The organism is Micromonospora sp. CA-248089, from assembly GCF_050948515.1.
Taxonomy (GTDB): domain Bacteria; phylum Actinomycetota; class Actinomycetes; order Mycobacteriales; family Micromonosporaceae; genus Micromonospora.
In genome coordinates this window covers 1,907,434-1,923,671 of the sequence record NZ_CP192016.1, presented here as the reverse complement: position 1 = coordinate 1,923,671, position 16,238 = coordinate 1,907,434, and the positions used below count along the sequence as shown (strand labels likewise).

General features: G+C 69.8%; 17 protein-coding genes and 2 pseudogenes. 7 read left to right on the top strand and 12 right to left on the bottom strand.

Annotation, left to right across the window (positions count from 1 at the left end):
- Nucleotides 1-43: 43 nt before the first annotated feature.
- Together ACQP26_RS09325 and ACQP26_RS09320 are read right to left on the bottom strand one after the other, a co-directional pair.
- Complete coding sequence (locus ACQP26_RS09325; protein ID WP_433495459.1) at nt 44-832, bottom strand: ABC transporter permease; 789 nt, start codon at nt 830-832, stop codon at nt 44-46.
- Nucleotides 829-1,785 (bottom strand): ATP-binding cassette domain-containing protein, encoded by a 957-nt coding sequence (locus ACQP26_RS09320; RefSeq protein ID WP_433495458.1) that lies wholly within the window; start codon nt 1,783-1,785, stop codon nt 829-831. The genes ACQP26_RS09325 and ACQP26_RS09320 overlap by 4 nt, the downstream gene beginning before the upstream one ends.
- A gap of 244 nt (nt 1,786-2,029) precedes the next feature.
- Between ACQP26_RS09320 and ACQP26_RS09315 the strand changes: the two genes are divergently transcribed.
- Genes ACQP26_RS09315 through ACQP26_RS09305 form a run of 3 tightly spaced genes read left to right on the top strand, consistent with a single transcriptional unit; the run spans nt 2,030 to nt 4,490 of the window.
- Entirely contained in the window at nt 2,030-2,980 is a 951-nt protein-coding gene (locus tag ACQP26_RS09315) for an ACP S-malonyltransferase (protein WP_433495457.1), read from the top strand.
- Nucleotides 2,981-3,012: 32 nt separating this feature from the next.
- Nucleotides 3,013-3,258 carry an acyl carrier protein gene (locus ACQP26_RS09310; protein WP_433495456.1) on the top strand — a complete coding sequence of 82 codons (246 nt, stop codon included), beginning with the start codon at nt 3,013-3,015 and terminating at the stop codon, nt 3,256-3,258.
- Nucleotides 3,255-4,490: a beta-ketoacyl-[acyl-carrier-protein] synthase family protein gene (locus ACQP26_RS09305; RefSeq protein ID WP_433495455.1), complete on the top strand. Its 1,236-nt coding sequence runs from the start codon at nt 3,255-3,257 to the stop codon at nt 4,488-4,490. Before ACQP26_RS09310 ends, ACQP26_RS09305 begins: the two co-directional genes overlap by 4 nt.
- Before the next feature lie 137 nt (nt 4,491-4,627).
- On the opposite strand, the gene ACQP26_RS09300 is transcribed toward ACQP26_RS09305, so the two are convergent.
- Both ACQP26_RS09300 and ACQP26_RS09295 read right to left on the bottom strand, forming a co-directional pair.
- On the bottom strand, nt 4,628-5,341 hold the full coding sequence (locus ACQP26_RS09300; RefSeq protein WP_433495454.1) for an LmbU family transcriptional regulator: 714 nt from the start codon (nt 5,339-5,341) through the stop codon (nt 4,628-4,630).
- A gap of 262 nt (nt 5,342-5,603) precedes the next feature.
- A complete protein-coding gene (locus ACQP26_RS09295) occupies nt 5,604-6,281 on the bottom strand; it encodes a response regulator (RefSeq protein WP_433495453.1) in 678 nt (225 codons plus the stop codon).
- A 440-nt stretch (nt 6,282-6,721) separates the two neighbouring features.
- On the opposite strand from ACQP26_RS09295, the gene ACQP26_RS09290 reads away from it, so the two are divergent.
- From ACQP26_RS09290 to ACQP26_RS09280, 3 genes and pseudogenes are all read left to right on the top strand, one after another.
- Complete coding sequence (locus ACQP26_RS09290; RefSeq protein ID WP_433495452.1) at nt 6,722-6,874, top strand: hypothetical protein; 153 nt, start codon at nt 6,722-6,724, stop codon at nt 6,872-6,874.
- Nucleotides 6,875-7,163: 289 nt separating this feature from the next.
- A pseudogene (locus ACQP26_RS09285) lies at nt 7,164-7,424 on the top strand (lantibiotic dehydratase); the annotation flags it as partial.
- Nucleotides 7,425-7,509: 85 nt separating this feature from the next.
- Nucleotides 7,510-7,902 (top strand): annotated as a pseudogene (locus ACQP26_RS09280) (lantibiotic dehydratase); the annotation flags it as partial.
- A gap of 103 nt (nt 7,903-8,005) precedes the next feature.
- On the opposite strand, the gene ACQP26_RS09275 reads toward ACQP26_RS09280, so the two are convergent.
- The 6 genes from ACQP26_RS09275 to ACQP26_RS09250 form a co-directional block, all read right to left on the bottom strand.
- Complete coding sequence (locus ACQP26_RS09275; RefSeq protein WP_433495451.1) at nt 8,006-8,689, bottom strand: hypothetical protein; 684 nt, start codon at nt 8,687-8,689, stop codon at nt 8,006-8,008.
- Nucleotides 8,686-8,931, bottom strand: a complete 246-nt coding sequence (locus ACQP26_RS09270) for a hypothetical protein (protein WP_433495450.1) — start codon at nt 8,929-8,931, stop codon at nt 8,686-8,688. The genes ACQP26_RS09275 and ACQP26_RS09270 overlap by 4 nt, the downstream gene beginning before the upstream one ends.
- A gap of 186 nt (nt 8,932-9,117) precedes the next feature.
- Nucleotides 9,118-9,570, bottom strand: coding sequence for a FadR/GntR family transcriptional regulator (locus ACQP26_RS09265; protein WP_433496113.1), 453 nt, complete (start codon nt 9,568-9,570; stop codon nt 9,118-9,120).
- A gap of 89 nt (nt 9,571-9,659) precedes the next feature.
- On the bottom strand, nt 9,660-10,193 hold the full coding sequence (locus ACQP26_RS09260; protein WP_194802669.1) for a hypothetical protein: 534 nt from the start codon (nt 10,191-10,193) through the stop codon (nt 9,660-9,662).
- Nucleotides 10,194-10,574: 381 nt separating this feature from the next.
- On the bottom strand, nt 10,575-11,711 hold the full coding sequence (locus tag ACQP26_RS09255) for a tyrosine-type recombinase/integrase (protein WP_433495449.1): 1,137 nt from the start codon (nt 11,709-11,711) through the stop codon (nt 10,575-10,577).
- 63 nt (nt 11,712-11,774) lie between these two features.
- Nucleotides 11,775-12,077: a helix-turn-helix domain-containing protein gene (locus ACQP26_RS09250; RefSeq protein WP_357236281.1), complete on the bottom strand. Its 303-nt coding sequence runs from the start codon at nt 12,075-12,077 to the stop codon at nt 11,775-11,777.
- Between the two features lie 957 nt (nt 12,078-13,034).
- Between ACQP26_RS09250 and ACQP26_RS09245 the strand changes: the two genes are divergently transcribed.
- Nucleotides 13,035-13,577, top strand: a complete 543-nt coding sequence (locus ACQP26_RS09245) for an IS1096 element passenger TnpR family protein (protein WP_433495448.1) — start codon at nt 13,035-13,037, stop codon at nt 13,575-13,577.
- Nucleotides 13,578-13,796: 219 nt separating this feature from the next.
- Here ACQP26_RS09245 and ACQP26_RS09240 read toward each other — a convergent pair whose 3' ends face one another.
- A complete protein-coding gene (locus tag ACQP26_RS09240; protein ID WP_433495447.1) occupies nt 13,797-14,798 on the bottom strand; it encodes a TRM11 family SAM-dependent methyltransferase in 1,002 nt (333 codons plus the stop codon).
- Nucleotides 14,782-15,702, bottom strand: a complete 921-nt coding sequence (locus tag ACQP26_RS09235; RefSeq protein WP_433495446.1) for a hypothetical protein — start codon at nt 15,700-15,702, stop codon at nt 14,782-14,784. The genes ACQP26_RS09240 and ACQP26_RS09235 overlap by 17 nt, the downstream gene beginning before the upstream one ends.
- Nucleotides 15,703-16,238: the final 536 nt, after the last annotated feature.

Here is a 16,238-nt window from a genome sequence, read left to right as displayed (position 1 = left end):
GTGCACTACCTTTCTCTTTGGTGAAATGCCGGGGATCGATGCGTCAGCGCACGGACTTGCGCCGGTAGAGCGAACGGGACCAGGCATAGCCGACCACCGCGATTGCGACCGACCACGCGACGGAGGCCCAGACATCCGCCGTGTTCGGTGTGCCTGCCAGCAGGCCGCGCACCGAGTTGATGAACGGGGTGAAGGGCTGGTACTCGGCGAACCAGCGGATGCCCGCCGGAATCGATTCGACTGGGACGAATCCGCTGCTGAGAATGGGCAGCAGCATGAGGAACATGGGCAGGTTACTTGCGGTCTCCACACTCTTGGTGACCAGCCCGAACGCCACCGACAACCACGCCAGGGCGAGCGCGATGAGCCCGAGCAGGCCGAGCAGCGCCAGCCAATGCAACGCCGAGGCGTCCGGGCGCAGGCCGATGAGCAGGGCGACGGCGAGCACCGCGGTCATGGCGAGCACGGCCTGAATCACGCCGCCGTAGACATGTCCGGCCAGCACCGAGGCCCGGGTGATCGACATCGTCCGGAACCGGGCGATGATGCCCTCGGTCATGTCCATGGCGACGGAGATGGCGATCGCCTGCGCGGTGGCCGCGGCGGACATCAGGATGATCGCGGGCGCGATGTAGGTGAGATATTCGCGGCGCCCTCCGCCCCCGCTGAGCCCGGCGCCCAGCGTCTCGCCGAACACGTACACGAACAGCAGCAGGAAGACGACGGGGGTGCCGATGATCAGCATGGTCATGCTGGGGTTGCGGCGCATGTGCAGCAGATTGCGCCGCAGCATCGTGGTCGAGTCGGCGACTGCGTAGGACAGCGAGCTCATCGCGCGACCTCCTTTCGTGCTTGGGGACCGGTGAGGGCGAGGAAGACGTCGTCGAGGTCGGGAGTGGTCAGCGACAGCCGCTGAGCCGGCACGCCGGCCTGTTCCAGACGGTTGAGCACTTCCCGCAGAGCGGCGATGTCGCCGTTGCTGGGAATGGTGAGCGTCAGGTCGTCGCCGTCCGGGATCCCGTCGGGCAGCACGGACGCCGCAGCTGTGAGCGAGGACTCGTCGGCCAGCTCCAGCTTGATGTGGCCGCCGGGGACCAGCCGCTTGAGCTCGGCGGGCGTGCCGGCGGCGACGATGCGGCCGTCGTCGAGCACGGCGATGCGATCGGCGAGCTGGTCCGCCTCCTCGAGGTACTGGGTGGTGAGGAAGATGGTGACGCCCTCGCTGAGCAGGCTGCGCACGAAGTCCCACATCACCCGCCGGCCTCGCGGATCCAAGCCGGTGGTGGGCTCGTCGAGGAAGATGACACTGGGCCGGCCGACGAGCGTCATCGCCAGGTCCAGGCGCCTGCGCATGCCGCCGGAGTAGGTGGCCACCGTCTTCTTGGCGGCGCCGGCAAGGTCGAACCGCTCGATCAGCTCCGCCGCGCGGGTGCGTCCCTCCTGCCGGGAAAGGTGCTGCAACGCGGCCATCAGCAGCAGGTTCTCCTCGCCGGTCATCAGCTGGTCGACAGCGGAGAACTGCCCGGTCACCCCGATCGACGCCCGCACCTTGTCGGCGGCGCGGACAACGTCGTGACCGACCACCCGCGCCTCGCCGCCGTCTGGCGTGAGCAACGTGGACAGGATGTTGACGGTGGTGGTCTTGCCGGCTCCGTTCGGGCCCAGCAACGCAAAGACGGTGCCTGCGGGCACCGTGAGATCGATACCGCCGAGAACAACGTGATCTCCGAACGACTTGCGTAGTCCCACGGTCTCGATCGCCGGGGACGGGGATGGTCCGGTCATGACGGCCCCCTTGGTCGGCCGGCACAGTCACGAGCAAATCGACCCGCCTGCACGCCGGTGCGTATACATATACACTACACATACATCTCAGCCGGTCAAACTCAGAAACGCCGCTTCTCCGTAAGACATCCCCGTCGAGGGGGTCAAGCAGCGACCGGGCGTCTCGCCGGCGGGACGGCGCGCCGCGTCGGGACGCTTCCAGCGCGCTTGCCACGGCGAACGAGCGCCACCGATCCTCGGAGACGTGCTTGCCATCGTTGCCCCGGGACAAGGCAGCCAGACTCCCGGTTTCCTCGCCACCTGGACGGCCGACGCCGCCTTCGCCGATCGCCTGCGGTGGTACTCGGCCGTCTGCGGGCTCGACCTGCCGCACTACGGCACCCGCGCCGACGCGGAGGCGATCAGGGATACAGCCATCGCGCAGCCGCTGCTCGTGGCGGCCGGCCTCGCCGTGATCCAGGCCCTGCGCGAGGCGGCGCCCGCCGGCTGGACCGGCCCCGAGGTCATCGCCGGCCACAGCGCCGGTGAGCTAACCGCGGCGGCCGCCGCTGGCGTCATCACCGCGGAACAGGCCATCGTGCTGTCCCGCGAGCGTGGCCGCGGGATGGCGGAGACGGCGGCCCGCATCGAGTCCGGCATGGCGGCGGTCGTCGGCGGTGACGCGACCGAGGTGCTCGCCGTCATCGAGCGGTGCGGCCTCGAGGCGGTGACCTACAACGGCCCCGGTCAGGTCGTCGCATCCGGCAGCCGCCGGGGCATCGCCGAACTGGTGACCGAACCGCCCGCGCGTGCCCGCGTCGTCCCGCTGGAAATCTCCGGCGGCTTCCACAGCCGGCACGTCGCCCACGTCGGCGAGTTGCTGCGCGACCACGCCCGGGCCATGGACCCGGCCGACCCGCTGGTGATCCTGCTGTCCAACAGCGACGGCCGGGTCGTCAGGACCGGCCGCGAGGCGCTGGATCTCATCGCCAACCAGGTGAGCGCACCGGTGCGCTGGGACCTGTGCATGCGGCGCATGATCGACCTCGGCGTGACCGGGATGCTGGAGCTCGCCCCCGCCGGAACTCTCACCAAGATCGCGCGGCGCGCCCTTCCCGGCGTTCAGACCTTCGCCCTGCACACCGCCGACCAACTCTCCGACGCGTGCGACTTCGCGCTGCAACACCACCGCAGCCCGGCGAGCCTGGCCTCGTGACCGGCCCGCCCCTACCCGAAACGGAGGCCCACATGGCCACTCTGGCCGAGATCCGCAGCGAGCTGCCGAAGATCATTCGTGATGTCGCGGGCGTGCCTATCGAGGACATCCAGCCCGATCGCACGTTTACCGGTGACCTAGACATCGACTCACTGTCGATGGTCGAGATCCTGGTGGCCTGCGAGGAGCAGTTCGGCGTGAAGATCCCCGACGAGCAGCTGAAGCAGCTGACCACCGTCGATGACGTGGTCGCGTACATCGAGCGCAGCCAGCCGTGACCACGGAGGTCGTGGTCACGGGCCTGGGCGCCGTAACGCCGCTCGGCCCCGGCGTCGCCTCCACATGGAACGCCCTGCTCACCGGCCGCAGCGGCGCGGTCGCGATGACCGACGAGCGCTACGCGAGCCTGCCCGTGCGCATCGCCGCCCCGGTGCTCGCCGACGTGGAGGCGGCGCTGTCGCGGGTCACCGCCCGGCGCCTCGACCGGTTCGAGCAGTTCGCGATGCTCGCCTCCCGGGAGGCCTGGGCGGACGCCGGTCTGGACGAAGCCGGGGCCGACACCGAGCGGCTCGCGGTGACGATCGGCTCGGGCATCGGCGGGCTCAACACGATGCTGGACACCTACGACAAGCTCCGCACCTCCGGCCACCGCCTGGTGTCACCGTTCACCATCGGCAAGATGATCCCCGACGGCGCCGCCTCCTGGGTCGCGCTGGAACTGGGCGCCCGCGCCGGTATCCAGACGCCGGTGGCGGCCTGCGCGACCGGCAACGACGCCCTGCGCGACGGCACCGCGCTTATCCGCTCGGGCAAGGCCGACGTCGTGATCGCGGGCGGCGCGGAGGCCTGTATCCATCCGCTGATGATCGCCGGCTTCTGCGCCATGCGTGCCCTGTCCGCGTCGAACGACGAACCGCAGCGTGCTGCCCGGCCGTTCGACAAGGCTCGCGAAGGGTTCGTGCTGGGCGAGGGCGCCGCGGTGATGGTGCTGGAGTCGGCTGGCCACGCCGCCCGCCGCGGCGCGCGGGTGTACGCCCGCCTGGCAGGCGCGGGCACGTCGGCGGACGCCCACGACTTCGCGCAGCCGGACCCGACCGGCGCCGGGCAGGCCGCGGCAATGCGGGCGGCGCTGAACGACGCCGGCCTGCGCCCGCAGGACGTGCGGCACATCAACGCGCACGCGGCGGGCACGCCGCAGGGTGACCGGACCGAGTCGGTGGCAATCCGTACGGTGCTGGGCGACCACGCCGGCCAGGCGGTGGTGACCTCGTCCAAGGCGGCGCTCGGCCACATGATGGGCGCCGCCGGCGCCGCCGAGTCGTTGGCGACCGTCCTCGCCCTCCACCACCGCCTGGTTCCGCCGACCATCAACCTCGAAGATCTCGACGACGAGATCGAGCTGGACGTGGCCCGGGAGCCGCGGGAACTGCCCAGCGGGCGCCTGGCTGCGCTGAGCAACTCGTTCGGGCTGGGCGGACACAACGTGGTGGTGGCCTTCACCACCGCCTGAGCCCCGGTTGAAAGGTGCCGCGTCGCCGGACCGCGGGAAATGCCGGGTCACGGACGCCATCGGGAAGACACGGTCTACAGCGTGAGGGTGGGGAACGACGTCGTTCCCCACCCTCACCGCGTCATGCTCCGTCAGGGTCACTCCCCCTCGGTGGCGGTCTCCGAGGCCAAACCCGTGACGACCTCCACGGCGAAACTTTGAGCGGCCGAGCGAAGCACGTCGGCCACCCACTCGTTGACCGTCAGCCCGCAGGAGTCGGCGATCCGCACGCAGCAATCGAGCTGATCCGGTGAGAGGAGCACCTCGAGGGCGGCGGTCCGGCCGTCGTCCACCCGCGACGGTTCGCCGGCGCCGCCCTCCCGCTCCCTCTCGCGCTCGGCGAGACTGGCCCGGACCTCGCGCCGGAGGCGGTTGCGCGACCACTGCTCCCGGCCGGCCTTGCGCAACCAGTAGTCCTGTTCCGGTTCGCTCAGCCGGGCGACCTCCGCGTGATGCGCGATGCTGAGGCTCTCGACGCGCCGCTCGTGCGGGAACTTGCGGGCGACCCAGGCGTAGTTCCGCAGTGTCTGATAGTCGAGACCGGTGCGCTTGATCGCCTCACGGTAGCGCCCGCTGAAGGTCGCCTCGCCGAAGATCAGCCAGTCCGCCAGCCACCAGGCCGACGAGTTCGAGGCCTCGTGCAGCTGGAGCCCGATCTCCTCCCAGACGTGCTGTGCCAGGTTGTGCGGGAAAACGATGCCAGCCTTGCTCAACGTCACCGGACCGGCCAGGCGCATCACCACCGACTTGGAATGCTCCGGCGCGACAGCCGCGTCGAGCGTCTCCGGCCCCCTATCCACCGTTTGCACCATTGCCATCCCCCATACAATCCCCGTGGGCTTGCCAGGCAGCCACGTAAGCCACCGTGGATGAGTCGAAGGCTATCAATGGCAAAGGGTCGGCGCAGCGACTTAACAGCCATATGGGACATCAAAATTTTGTATAAATCGAGCACTCCGGAGACGATGCGCCACGGCGATTGCGCACGTAGTCCACGCCGGATTGAGCGAGCGGCGAAGAAAATGGAATAGAAAGCCGTCCGGTCACCCCGAACGAGCTGTCCGCTTCGCGGCATCAAACGTGAAAACGGTATCCCATACCCGACTCAGTCAGGAAGTGCCGAGGGCGAGCGGGGTCGACCTCCAGCTTGCGGCGCAGCCGGGCGACGTATTGCCGCAGGTAGTGAGCCTCACCCTGGTAACTCGGTCCCCACACCGCCGAGAGCAGCCGACGATGACCGAGCACCTTGCCCGGCTGACGCAGGAATTGCTCCAGCAGACGCCACTCCGTACGGGTCAGCCGGATCTCCCCCGACTCGTCGGTGACTATGCGAGAGCTCATATCCACCGCGGAACGCCCGATGAAGAAAATCTGTGGAGCACCCTCCGGCCGGCACAGCCGTCGGATCACGGCTCGGATGCGGGCGAACAATTCCTCCGGAGTGAACGGCTTGGTCATATAGTCGTCGGCCCCCGCGTCGAGCGCCTGCACCTTGTCGCGAGAGTCAGTACGGCCGGACAGCACGATAATCGGCGGGTCGGCGCCCTTCCGTATTTCCCGGATGACGTCGACACCGTCCATGTCGGGCAGCCCCAGGTCCAGGAGAACGACATCGAGATCGAGGGTATAGACCGCCCGCAGTGCCGCCTCCCCACGATCGGCAACAGACACCTCGTAGCCCCGTGAACGCAGCAGAATGCGCAGGGCCCCGGTATAAACGCGCTCGTCGTCCACGATCAGCACGTGGCTCATGCCCACCGCCCCGGCACGTCATCGCAAGGACCACCGCCGGTCACATCACGGCATGCAACGTCGTGGACGAACATGGCTCTCCCCGTGTGCCCTCGTCGGACCACGTATACATATAACATGTTCACACAGAACGCTCAAGGCCTGACCTCGCGTCCATAATAGACACTGTGAGCGCCGCCGTCCCCCGTCTGCCGGCCCGGAGATGGCATGGCCGGATCCCGGCAGGTCCAACGGCGGTGAAGCAGCCCGGCGACCGCGAGCGCGACGAGCGCCACTGCCTTGATCGACAGCAGTACCCGTAGCGGGTCGTCAGCGCTGGCACTACTCGGCATCACCTGACGACTTTGTGGGGGCCCTTGACCGCGGGCTGCTCCGTCAGCATCCCGCGCTGCGCAGCCCCTACCCGGAAATGCTTGCCGCTTACCTACGCGCCAAACAACATGATCATCGTGCGCGACCACGACGCCTGGACCGACGAAGCTGACACGGCGGTCTTCTCGCTCGCCGCCCCGACGAGCGTCCTGTCCTGCACACCGAAGATTCCCACCCGAAGGGACGGGGATCGCGCGAGCTACCAGCCCGTGGTGGGCTGACCGGCGCGTCAACACGGCATAGAGGAACGGGCTCGCCGCCGTCAAAATCGTGTCGCGATCACCGCTGCCCTGCCCCGCCGGGAGCACCATCGGCTCATGGATCACACGCACCGCTGGCAACGCTTCTACGCGCGATTCGGAATCGCCTCGCTGGTGCCGCTACGCGACGTCGTCGGCCCGGACAGGCATCGGCTTTCCCGACGGCTACCCCGGTACCCTGGCGCCGGAGCCACGCTCATCGCTGTCCCGCCGCGATTAGCTGCTCCTCGCCCTCGCCCAGCAAGCGGCGGTGGACGGCGCAGACGAGGTGCTACTCGACGAGACGCTGATCGCCCAACTGGCGCTGGGGCCACCACGACCACGGCTGCCGGCCCATCTGGAGACGAGCATCCGGGTGCACGCCCCGGACGAGGCGGCCCTGGCGCGCGGCAGGTTCACCATCGAGGTCACCTCCGTGCCCCGGGGTGCCGGCGGACTCACCGGCCGGTTCCTCAGCGTGCTGCGACCGGTAGAGGCGGCCAAGCTGGCCACCGGCCTCACCGACCTGCCCACCGCAGACCACGGCACGGTGCCGGCCCAGATGTCGTTCCCGCCGCTGGACCCCCGCGACCGCACACATCACCCGCACCAGGCAGGTGCTGCCCACGGTCATCAGCCTGGCCGAGCACGGGCGCCCGAACCGGGCCGTCCTCACCATCGACGACCTGGCGGTGGGCTGCGAGGGCAGACGCATGTTCCTGGCCGCGCCCGGGCACGGGCACCGCCTCGAAGCGGTCGGCATGCACGCGCTCAACCTGCGTACCCACACCCCGCCGTTGGCCCGGTTCCTAATCGAACTCGGCCGCGCCCAGTGCACCCAGGTCACCGCTTTCGAATGGGGCGTCGCCGCCCGCGCGAAGCAGCCGTTCCTCCCGCGCATCCGCTACGGACGCGCGATCCTCGCCCCCGCGACCTGGCGACTGGACGCGGCCGAGCTTTCCGACCGGCGGCAACGCTGGTGCGCCTGGGACGACGCCCTCGACCGGTGGCGGGCCCGCCGACGCCTACCCCGCCTGGTGCAGCTGGTCGAGGCCGACCGGCGCCTGCCGCAGGGAGTCGGCTCGTACGGCGGCCGCCCGCACGAGGTCATCCTCACGCTTCACGCCACCGACCATGGTCGGCGTAGAACAGGAACGGCGGTACGAGATGCAGCGGGCGATCGTCCGCGTCATGGACGGTGTCACCGGAGCGAAGCGCACCGTATGGGCGGTGCAGCAGCTTCATCTCGAGTGGCTCGGCACGCGCCAGCCACACGTCTGCCGCTTCCGCGTATCCGCTGCCGACCGGCAGCAGCGCGACGCTCGCTGTCAGTCGCGGCAGGAAGCCGTCGTCCATCGGCGGGTCGTATCGGTTGGACCGCACCACGTAGCACCGGGTCGGCGGTATGCCAACCGCGCACCGGTCGCCCTCGTCGAGTTCGGCCGCCGGCGGGCGCAGCTGGTACGGCCACCACGGCTCGGTCGATTCGTCTACGGGGAAGGCGACGCTGCCGTTCGGCCCGTAGGCCGAGTCGGGATCGAGCACGGCCCACGGCCAGCGCACCGCCGCGTGGTACTTGCCGGCGCGCGTGGTCACCGTAGGGGTCCACGGGCACGACACCGCCACCACGTCACCGAGCTGGTAGGGCAGATCGTGCGGGGGTATCACGATCTCCGCTCGCTCAGGGTCGGCGTTCAGTAGCCCGTGGCGCGCAAGTCGTGCTGCCCATTCGGCGCCGAGCCGGGCGGAAACGATCCGGATCTGGGCCGCTGCCTGTGCGGGAGGCTGCTGCGTCATCGCCAGGGTGTCTCGCTGCGCGTGCGCCTCCCGGTCTCCCGAGTCGAGGTGCGCGGCTGCAGCACGGCGACCGCCGGTCCCGCCCCGGTCAACCGCGGCCGCAGGACCGCCGCCAACTCCCGGGCGGCGGTGACCAGCCGACCGTACGTCATGGTCCCGTGCCGGTCGGTCAGCGCCGGCCGCTCGGGGTCCTCCTCGGCGCAACGTAGTACGGCGGCGGGAACGGTGGCGGGGTGGTCCATCTCGGCAGGGTGGCCGCCGGGTAGGACGGGCGGGGTCACGACGGAAGCTCCAGAGGTACGCGGCGACGATGCCGCGCGAGGGGGCAACAGGTATTACACGCCTCATGGTTGCATCGCTGTCGATGTCATACCTCCACCGACAGGGACGACCAGGAATGCGTTCGCCCGACTACAATGCACGGGCGCCTATTGACGACGGACCCGTTCCACGCCGTTGCCCCCGGGGCAGGACGCCACCGGCACCCCGCCACCGCACGTCCGCGCTCCAACAGGCCAGCGGGGTGGGCGAGCGACGGATCGGCTCAATCGCACGGGCTCTGCGGTCTGCTCCCAGAGGGACCGCATCTCCTCGAACGCCTGTTCCATGAGCTGCACCATCGCCAGCCGGGCGCGTTCGCCCTCGTGCCGCTGGATCGCCTGCGCCACCTCGGCGTGCAGGCGCAGCGCCTCCTCGTGCGGATGGTGCGGCATGAGGTGGTGCTTGTGCCGGCCGGTCAGCACCTCGGCGACCAGGTCCTGCAGCCGGACGAACATCTCGTTGCCGGAGGCGAGCAGCACCCGGCGGTGGAACTCGATGTCCAGGCGCAGGAAGCGCTCCTCGTCGCTGGCCTCGTCGTGACCGGCCCGGTCGGCGGCCAGCAGGGCGGCGTGCGACTCGATGGCGGTGCGCAGCTCGGTGATGGAGCGAAGCCCTTACCCGCCTGGATGAGAACTTCGCTCTTGTGCGGTTACTCAGTGTTCAGGGTGACGATGACGCCCTGGTTCGCGCACGCTGTCTGCAGGCCCGACATGTGCGTCGTCATTGGGCCCAGGAACGCCAGCGCGCCCATCTCCTGTCCATTCGGGATCTGCGACATCTGCCAGGCGAGGTCCATCAGCGCGGTGCCGTGCTCGCGGATGTCGTCGTGGCGGGAGTCCTCGAACACCCTGCGGGCCTGTCGGTACTCGGCTTCGGTGAGCTTGTCATCGCCGCTGCCCTTAGCGCTGCCGTCGGCCTTCTTTCCCTCGCGCATGGCCTTGCAGGCGGCGACGCCGGTGTCCTCGCGGATGAACCGGTCGTACAGGCCGTAGCCGCCGACGGCGAGCAAGAGCACAGCGAGGGCCGCGGCGGCGGCGACGATCAGCGGCTTGCGGCTGGGCGCGGCCGGCGGTGCCGGCGGCGTCATCCCAGCGGCGGTCGGCGGCCACTCGGCCGGCTGGTGCTGGACGGGCGGCTGGCCGTAGACGTCGTGCGGCTGCTGCGCCTGGTACGGGTTGGTCAAGACTGTCTCCCCACGTGACGTGTCGTGTCGATGATGGTGGGGATGCGGCTGCCGCCCTGCCCGTTGTCGGGTAGGTGACCGTGGGTGTAGCCGGTCAGCTGGTGCGGGTCGGTCGGAACGTGCCGACGGTGGCGGCCACATCGCCGGGCTTGTGGCGCCGCTTGTCGAACACGTACGGCTCGAGGAGGGTCCAGCCGTCGGCGCTGAGCTGCGCGAACCAGGCTTGACGGCGGAGTCTCAGGTGCTCTCCGCAGCGGTGCTAGTGCCCGCGACTGCGCGGCACGACACCCCCGCTCAACCAGTGCTCGCCCACGTCCAGTGCTGGGGCGAGATGGCGTGGCCCCTATCGGCTGGGCACCTATGCGCACCTCAGCAGCCTGATCAAGCGACCGGTCGCAGATGCCGCAGCGTGCTGTTGGAGCGGTCGGGTTGGGTTGTCTCCCAGCGTCGCTGCAGCGCGTCAACAAGGTTGGTGATCATGGGTTCGGTGACGTGGCTGTAGATGCCTCGGACGCCGGCGAGGCGGTGGCCGAGCCGTCGGGCCTGGGCGATCTCGGGGATGCCGTCTTCGATGAGCCAGGTCTTGTGGGTGTGGCGTAGGTCGTGGAAGTGCATGCCGGGCAGGATCGGCGGGATGTCTCGCTGAGGGTCGCCGGTGAGGGCAGGAGTCCAGGCGCGGCGGTTGAAGTTGGAGCGGCGTTGGTGGTAGCCGCGGGCGCCGGGGAAGACGGTGTGGTGAGGGTGTTCGGCGAGGTGGGTGGCGAGGAGGTTGGTGAGGAAGCGGGGTAGGCGGATGTGGCGGACGGAGTTGTTGGTTTTGGGTGGGCCGAGGTACAGCTTGCCTTCGACTTCGTGCAGGGCGCCGACGTCGGGGTGGATGTAGATGCTGCCGAGGGTGAGGTCGAGGTTGTCGCGGTGCAGGCCGGCGAGTTCGCCCCAGCGCATGCCGGTGTAGGCGGCGGTGAGGATCATGAGGCCGTCGGATGCTCGGGTTTGGCGGGCGACGATGGCGGCGACTTGGTCGTTGGTGGCGTGGGGTCGTTCGGCGCGGATGCCTTTGGGGATGCGGATTCCTCGGCAGGGGTTGAAGGGGATCCGGCGGTCTTCTACGGCTTCTTGTAGGACCATCGACAGGACCATGATCACGTCGGCGACGGATCGGGGTGCGAGGCGTTTGCCGAGGACGACGGCGAGGGTCTTGATGTGTTGGCGGCGGATGTCGACCAGGGGTAGCGGGCCGAGGCTGGGCAGGATGTGCAGCCGCAAATGGCTGCGGTAGGCGGCCCAGGTCGCGGGGGACGCTTGGTGGGTGGACTCCCAGATGGGCACCCATTCGGCGAGGGGGATGCGTCCGCCGCGGGGGTCGATGAAGGTGTCGCGGGCGACTTCGACGTCGATCTCCTTGGCGCGGATGACGGCGTCGGCGCGGATGTCGTGCGTGGAGTCGGTGGTGACGGTGCCGTCGGTCATGCGGACGCGGACGCGGAACTTCATGCCGCGTTGTTCCACCCAAGCCATGGGTTACTCCATTCGGTGCGGGTGCGGTGCGTCGGTGATGGACGCGTGACTTCGCGGGTCGGATCAAGTCGGCGCTGGCGGGTGGCGCCGCCGGTGGGTGCGGCGGCCGGTGGCCGGTTCTGCGGAGGCGGCGATGAGGGCGGCGAGGTCGGCGGCGGAGAAGCGCAGGTGCTTGCCGAGGAAGGTGCAGGGGATCTGGCGGCGCCCGGCGCGGCGGCGTAGCCAGGATTCCGGGATGCGCAGCAGCGCTGCCGCTTCGGCTGGTGTGTAGAGGCGCGGTTCCTGCTCGTCGTGGTGCCCCGTCGCGCGGACGGGTGTGGGTGGCGGCGGTGGGCGTCGTCGGGGGCGGGGCGGGTTGTCGCGCACGGTGAGCTCCTCGCAGGCGCGGGTGGGGCGGGCTCTTCGCAGGCGCGGGTGGGGCGGGCTCTTCGCGGGCGGATGTCTGGTCGGCCCGCGAAGAGCCCGCGGGTCGTCAGTGGTGACGGCACAGCAAGAGACAAGGGCGCCAGCTGCTTGGGCGGGGACGACACCGTTGCTGAGAACCCGTAGCGCGACGGTGCGAGATAGGGCGAACGCCGGGTGACCGAGGGGTCGGGCAGGCCTATGAGCCATTCCACGAACGGTGGGGCGAGGACGGGTTGGCCGCCTTGTCCGGGTTGGGTGGGTGCGGGGTGCGCCGAGCGTGGTGGTGGGGTGAGCGACGGTGGTGCGCAGGTCAGATCCGCCGGTGCGGTGGTGGCCGGGGCCTCTGGCATCAGGAGGCGCGGGGTCTAGGCAGCAGGACCCGGGACAGGGTTGGGCGGAGGTCGGGGCCGACTCGGTCGCCGTTGGTTCTGCTGTCGCTGGCGAATCGGGTTGGTGGGAGGTGGCGGGTGCCGTGGGGGTTCGGTGATGTCGAGCAGCCGTGGTGGTGCTCGGGTCCTTTACCCTCGCGGGCGCAGAGGGTGGGCAGCGCGAGTAGCTACTCCCCCGCCGCCGGTGGCGAGCAGGATCAGCTGGTCCGGTCGGTGCGGGCGTCGGATGCACAGGCATAGCCGGCTCGTTTCGTACCCGAGCGTGGCCAGGTCGGCGTGAACGACGTCGAGTCCGCGTGGGCGGAGGCGGCGGCGTCTTCCACGAACACGAGGGGCGGTCGAAGATCGCGAACAGCGTGGGTGGCGCTTGTCCACAGATTGCTATGGACACCGCTGAAGGCCACGCATTTGCCGGCCTTGGAGATGTCTTGTCGCTCCAATGTCAAGCTTGGGCTTCTGGCCCCCGGCGGTCTCCGAGGGAGGTGCCGCCGGTAGCGTTCTTTGCGCAGCTGGTGACGGAGGCGGTGCGGTGGCGCGGACGTGGTTGTCGATCCGGGTTGAGTTGGTGTCCGGCCGTGGCGAGGACTTCTGGCCTCGCCCAGGGCGGATCTTCGCGGCGGCGCGGACGCATACGTTTGAGCAGTTCGGCGCGGCGATCGATGGCGCTTTCGGCCGATGGGACCTGGCACACCTGCGCCTGTTTACCCTTGCCGACGAGACACCGGTCTGCTCGTTCCAGGTTTGGCAAGAGGCCCCGGACGGTGCTGTCGACAGCGACAAGACCAAGCTGAGCCGGCTCACCCCGGGTGAACAGCTCGCTTACGTCTTCGACATGGGTGACGACTGGGCGCACCTGTGCACGGTCGATGAACAGCGGATCGATCCGCTGGAACAGCTCGGCTTCGTCCCGACGGAGCCGACGCCGTACTGGGGCTGGGGGAACCTGCCCGATCAGTACGGTCGACGGTGGGACGGCGACGATGACGAATCGCCGATGCCCAAGCTTCCCAAGAACCCGCTGCGTGATCTTCCTCCGATCCTGCCCTGGTGGGGACCGCGGCGCCGCGGCTAAACCCGGCGGACGTGCCTCAATCGGGGGATAGGGACCAAGCTTCAACCACGTCACGCCGGCAGGTCGACACGGCGGCGGACGACATGACAAGACCCTCGTCAGCCCCCAGGGCGACATAACGGAAACGAGTCAGCCCACCCACCGTGACGTCCCTACCACGGGCGGCGGACCGACCCGCCCAGCGCCGCACGGGCGGCAGCACGGGAATGAGGCAGCCCGCTACCGCGCCTTGGGTTCCCCGTGAGAACACTTGGGTTCGCGGGAACTTCCGGAGCTCTGGCTCTTGATGAACACGAGGACGTCCTCGTGCGCGATCAGGTGCATGGGGGTGCCGGCGGCCCGGGCCTTACGGACGGCCTGGAGTTGGAAGAACGACGGGCGGGCCACGAGCCCGCCGTCGCGGACGGCGGCGAGCAGCGCCACGCATCGGTCGACGGGGGTGAGGCCGGCCCGGATGCCGGCGCCGATGACGGCCGACGGGAGGTCGACCAGTTCGCCGCGCTTGCGCCACGGTCGAGCGGTCACGACGACGACCCCACCCGGTTTGAGGAGGGTGTGGCAGCCGGCGAGGATCTGCGCGAACCCGTCGGCGAGGCCGGTGAGGTCGCGGTAGGCGAGGTTTCCGCGGTCGGTGCCGTCGTTGTAGGCGTTGTCGAACTTCGCCACGCCGCCGGCGCCGGGCCGCACCAGGCCGTGCACGGTCGGCCCATACGGCGGTGAGGTCACGACGAGGGCGACCTGCCCGGTCAGGGCCCCGGGTACGAGCGACAGGATGCTGGTGGCGTCGCCGCGGATGACGCCGGCCCGTCCGGTCGCGCCCTGGGTGTGGGCATGCTTAATGTTGGCGTCGGCGATGTCGGACCAGCGTGACTCGTACTCCACGCCGATCGCGTCGCGGCTGGCGTGGATCGCCTCGACCAGGGTGGTGCCGATCCCGCACATCGGGTCGAGCACCAGGTCCCCCGGTTGGGTGTAGGCGGTGACGGCGTGCGCGGCGATCGCGGGGAGCATCCGTGCCGGGTGTTGCACGGACTCGCGGACGTACCGTCCTCGGCGCTGGACCGGTCCGGTGGCCTGGGCGGTCGCCCACACCGACAGGCCCTCCGGTCCGGCAGCAGCCTGATGACCTCCGATCGGGCCGATGGTGAAGGAGGCGGTCGGTGTGCTCTGCTCGTCGGGGTCGCCGACGGTGTCTGTGCGGTGCTTAGCCACGGCGATCACCGCCCTCGCGTCCGCCTCGTCGACGCGGGGCGCGGCTCTGGGATTGGCTGAAGACCATCAGGTCCGCGTGGACTCGCAGGTGCGCCATCTGCCACCGCTGGTCGGTGGTGGTGAGGGTGAGTAGTTCCTCGTCGGTGACGTGGTAGACGAAGGCGTCGCCGTCGGTGTCGGCGGTGACGGTGACGAGGTGCTGCAGGTAGCCCAGTCCGACGCCGGCGGCGGCCTGGACTACGCCGGAGAAGTCTTGCGGGCTGGCGGTGGTGCCGGTCGGGACGGTGACGAGGAGGATCAGGCAGCCGCCCGGTTGCAGCAGTGCGGCGCAGGCGGTCAGCAGCCACGCCAGCCGGACTCGGTTGGCGGCGGCGTGCTCGTGCAGGGGCCAGCAGGCGACCACGAGACTGGTCGCCTGCTGCAGGGAGTTGTCGGGTGGCGGGTCGGCCGCCGTGTCGGTCGGTGGGTGCAGTTGCGGGTCGGTGAGATCGTCACCGAACCAGGCGCCCATCTCGGGTAGGTCGTCCTCCTCCCCCGGATCCGTACCGCCGGTGGCGCCGGCAGGCGGGGCCGCGGCGCCCGGGCCGATGATCAGGCTGGACGTGTCGGTGAACCACGCGGGGTGGTGACGGCGCGCTCCGGCCGCGCAGGCCTGGGTGAGGGCGTGGTCGGTGGTGAGGTCGACGACCGTCTCGCCGGGGCGGCTGTAGGCGGCGATGAGGCGGCCGGCCAGTCGGGTGCCGATGCTGCGTCCGGCGTCGCCCGGGGTGTGGGCGGTGCGCCAGACGGTGAGAGGTACCGGCGGGTCGCCGGCGACCAGGTCGGTCAGTGTCGGGTCGACCTCAGCGTCAGGGCCGGTGTCGACGGTGGAATCGGGATGCGGATTGTGGTGCTGCGGCGTGTGCTCGCTCATGTGGTGTCGGCTCCGCGCCGCGCCGTGGTGCGCTGACACCCTCAAACCGGTGTTTGTCAGCTGTGGCGAACACCTGCCCCTCTCACGGTGATCTCACGAATCTCTGACAGCCGGCTCCCGTCCGCTTAGCTGTCCTGGGGCTCCCGGATGTTCACGCGGGCGCCGACTCCATGGGTCGGATCACTATCGGGAGGCTGCCAGAGCCGTCGATCGTTCCAGTTTTGTCAGCCGCCAGTGTCACGGCCACCTCGGCCATGCCAGCGGCGTACGCCGATGACACGGGGTGCTGGCCGGCATTGTCAGACCGCTGTCCGACTTCGCCGGACAGCAGCGGCGCCACCGGGGGCACCGGCTCCGGATCTGTCATTCGGACGGCGGCTCGTCAGACCGTCACGGCCCGGCGGACGGACGCTGTCAGCCGGCACGCCGGCGCACGCCACGCCCCGTGGACGCCGACAGGTGGGGCGTCCAGCCGATCGCGGTCTGTCACTGTCCGCTGTCCAGCGCTGTGAGACGGGCTGGGATGTGTCGTCGGG